The sequence below is a fragment of the Sphingomonas sp. genome, from assembly GCF_051962185.1.
Lineage (GTDB): Bacteria > Pseudomonadota > Alphaproteobacteria > Sphingomonadales > Sphingomonadaceae > Sphingomonas.
The window spans coordinates 1-3,554 of sequence record NZ_JBQCCN010000314.1 but is presented as its reverse complement, the minus strand read 5'-3'; the positions used below and the strand labels follow the sequence as shown (position 1 = coordinate 3,554).

The window sequence follows — 3,554 nt, the reverse complement described above, 5'->3', positions numbered from 1 at the left end:
CGGACTGGCCGTGGTCGGGGTCTGGCCCAGGAACAGCGCCTTGTAGGCCAGGCTCTGGAGCGGATTGCCCGCCGAGCCCCCCGGGAACGTCAGCTTGTAATTGTTGGTCGACGCGATCGAAACCGAATAGGGGCCCGAGCTCGCGACGCGGATATAATTGGTGGTCGGCGTCGTATAGGTACCCGGCGCGCCGAGCACCGCCGCGGTCGTCAGATTGCCGACCTCGACGAAATCGAGATTGGTGCCTACATAGCTCGCCTGGAGACCGCTCAGCACGGTCACGTTGACGACGATCGCGTTGGAGACGGTGCCGGTGTCGGTGAACGGACCGCCGTTGCCGGTGCCGTTGCAGCTATAGACGATGTCGAACGGCAGCGTCGATCCGGCGGTGAGGTTCAGATTCGCCGGCAGTTGCAGCGTGATGTTGAGCGTGAACACGTCCGACGCCGCGTTGTTGCCGGTGAATGCCCAGCGGAACACGCCGGGTGCGGGGCTGCCCGAATTGATGTTGAGCGTCGGCGGCGTCTGGTTGGTGCCGAAGAAGATGTTGCTGCCGGTCGGCCCGCCCGAGCCCGAGCCGGTCGCGCTGGTCGGGATCAGCACGGTGCCGTTCTGCGCCGCGGTCGTTCCCTTGACGTAGAACTCGAGATTGGCCGTCTTGTTGCCGCCGCCCAGGTTCACGCGCGACAAGGTCACGCCGGTCAGGTTGATGTTGGTATTGTTCCCATTGAAGGGATCATAGGTCAGGTTGGCGGTACCGCCATTGACCGTGGTGAGGCCGCATTGCTGGGCTGCGAAGGCCGCGCCGGGCGATAATCCGGCGGCGACTGCCAGCGCCAGCAACGCATTTCGGAACAGAGACCAGGCCATACTTACTGCCCGTTGACTGCTTTGAGTTCGTCGACGCGGACGAGGCCGTCGGCGTCGGCGGGAATGGTGATCTCGAAGACCGATTTCTTGTCGTCGAGCATGTTGATGCGCCATTTTCCTGGCGCCAACCCGCCGATGCCGAACCGGCCTTCGCGATTGGTGAACACGGTGATCGGCGGCCGCTCGGGATGCGCGAGCTCGGTGGCGGTGCCGCTCACCAGCGAGACGGGTTCGCCGTCGATGTCGATCAGGCGACCGACAGCGGTCACCGAATAGGCTGATCCAACCACGAGCTTATAACCACTCCGGTACGGCGGCAACAGCCGGAACGATCCCTGACCCAGATCGACGCCCGGTTTCGCGTTGGGTGCGTCGACCGTGACCGTGCGTTCCGCATAGGAACTCAGGCTGGGATCGGTGCCCGCCCGGAGCATGCCGGTATCGGCGGTGAAGCCGAACGGCGTCGGGTTGACCACGACGTTGGTGCCGTCGAGCTTCTTGTACGGCGTGACGATCGCGAAGCTGTCGTAGATCGGGCGCCCGACCGAGAAGGCGCCATCGGCGATCGCCAGCGAGGTGCCGAAGCGGAACGACGTGCGCTGCGACGTGACGCTGCCGAACGTATCCTGGAACGTGCCGAAATGGCTGATCCCGAGTTCGGCACGGTTGGTGTAGTAATTGCCGGTGAAATTGACCGCCGACCCGGTGTCGCTGCGCTCGACGTCGGCGGTGAGATTGTACGACCCCACCCCCTGACCATAAAGCGTCTGGAAAGACGTGCGGACCTGGTTGTTGTGCGTGTCGTAATCGGCGCGCGCGGTCGAGTAGCGGCCGAGCCGTACGACGAGCGACAACAGCCCGCCGAAGCGCGATCCGGTATTGTCGCGCTCCCACCGCGCGTCGGCGGTGAGCGTCGCGGTCGACGAGATCCGGTACCCCGTCGTGATGCGATAGGTATCGAGATCGCGCTGACTGCCGCGTCCCTTGGAGAAGCGCGCGTCGAGACCGGCGTAGAGCCGCTCGTTGAAGGTGTGCGAATAGCCGCCGCCAACTTCATACTGGAACTGGTTGAGCGGCAGGATCACGCCGACCGGCGCGAAATTCTTGCTGCGCGTCTCGACGAACAGATTGAGCGAATCCGCCTGGCCGCTCGAGCGGTTGATCAACCGCTGGAACGTCATCGTCGCGGCATAGCCGCTGCCCACGCTCTTGACGTTGGACAGCGAGAAATTGCCGGCGAAGGTGCCGAACGGGCTTGCCACCACCGCCTCGACGCCGCCCATCTGGGTGTGCTTGTCGGCCTGGGCATTGACCCCCAGGGTCAGGAAATCGCTGATACCGCGGCGATAGAAGCCGGTGAAGGCGAACTGATCGGTATAATGCGGCCCATGCGCGTCGAGCGGGTTGAGCACGCCGGCATAGAGGCCGAACTCGCTCAACCCCTTGGCCAATTGCGACTGATCGAGGAACAGGTTGAAGCGCAGCAGGTCGGTGCGCCCGGTATCGTCGATGACCGACAGGCGGATGTCGTTCGCCCCTTGGGTGAAGGGGAAATCGCGCAGATTGTAGGTGCCCGGCGCCAACTGGAGACGGCGGACGATCTGGCCGTTGACCTGGATCTCGACGGTCGAGGGACGTGCCAGTTGAAAACTGCGGTCGCCGCGCGGCCGCACCAGTTGCTGCGGCTGCAGCACGCTGTACGAGCGGAAGATCGAGATGCCGGCGATGTCCGGCGCCGACTGGAAGCCGCGCGACACCGTCTGGAGGTCGCCGACCGTCCAGCGCATCAGATTCTTCTCGTCGTCGTAGACGAAGCGCGAGCCGAGCCGCTGGAAGTCGACCCCCGTCGCCCCCGGCTGCCAGATCGCCTCGCTTTCCGCGACCACCCCGCCCAAGCGCATCGCGCCATCGAGCGAGAAGATCGGCGACGCGAAACCGGTGTCGCCGCCGGCGTGGATATAATCCTCCGATCCGCGGATGTTGACGTAGGCGCTCCAGTTCGCCGGCGCGGTGAAGGTGCCGACCTTGTTGCGATCGAGCGGGCTGACCATCAGCGACCGCGATGCGCGGCGCTCGGCCGCGATCGTCAGCTGCAATTCGAGCGTCTGCGGATTGTAGCGAATGCCCACGCCCGCGGCGTCGAAATCCGCCGGCGTCAGCACCGCCTTGGTCGAAAGGCTGGTCTGGATCGCGGTGAACGACTGCTGGTTGAGCACGTTCGACAACAGGTCGAGCAGGCGCTGCGCCGGAAACTCCAGCTTGCCCGCCGCGGTGATCGTCAGCGGCATGTCGCCGAGATACGTGCCGCCGTCCTTGACCGGAACGGTCAGGACGATGTCGCGCCCGGTCGGATTGATGTTGGCCTGGGGCGCGTTCGTCGGCGCGACCGGCGCGTCGATCGTGACGCGCCGTTCTTGCGCCTGGGGCACGGTCCCTTGCTGGTCGCTGGCGCGGGCCGGCGAGCACAGCGCGACGAGGCTGGCGCCGGCCAGAAATATGCCGGCGACACGGCCGGGGCGGCGCTCAGCCGTCTGGCGTGAAGCTGACATCGACGCTGCCCCCATCCACCGGCAATTCAATCGGCAGCGACATGCGCCGCGTCTGATTGGCCCCCACCAAACCGAACCCGATCGTTTGTTGCGTTTCTGGACCCGACAACGTGCGGCGGAACACTTCCTTGCCCG

At 65.2% G+C, this 3,554-nt stretch carries 2 protein-coding genes; both read right to left on the bottom strand.

What is annotated here, in order from left to right:
• Nucleotides 1-870 (bottom strand): hypothetical protein (locus ACTHJR_RS19130; RefSeq protein ID WP_440525018.1); only part of this gene is annotated, 870 nt, incomplete at its 3' end.
• Nucleotides 871-872: 2 nt separating this feature from the next.
• The gene (locus ACTHJR_RS19125) at nucleotides 873-3,419 is read right to left on the bottom strand and encodes a fimbrial biogenesis outer membrane usher protein (RefSeq protein WP_440525017.1); all 2,547 of its coding nucleotides are present in this window, start codon (nucleotides 3,417-3,419) and stop codon (nucleotides 873-875) included.
• Nucleotides 3,420-3,554: the final 135 nt, after the last annotated feature.

Coding starts and splice junctions, on each gene's coding strand:
- ACTHJR_RS19125 (WP_440525017.1), bottom strand. CDS start 3,419: ATGTCAGCTTCACGCCAGACGGCTGAGCGCCGCCCCGGCCGTGTCGCC.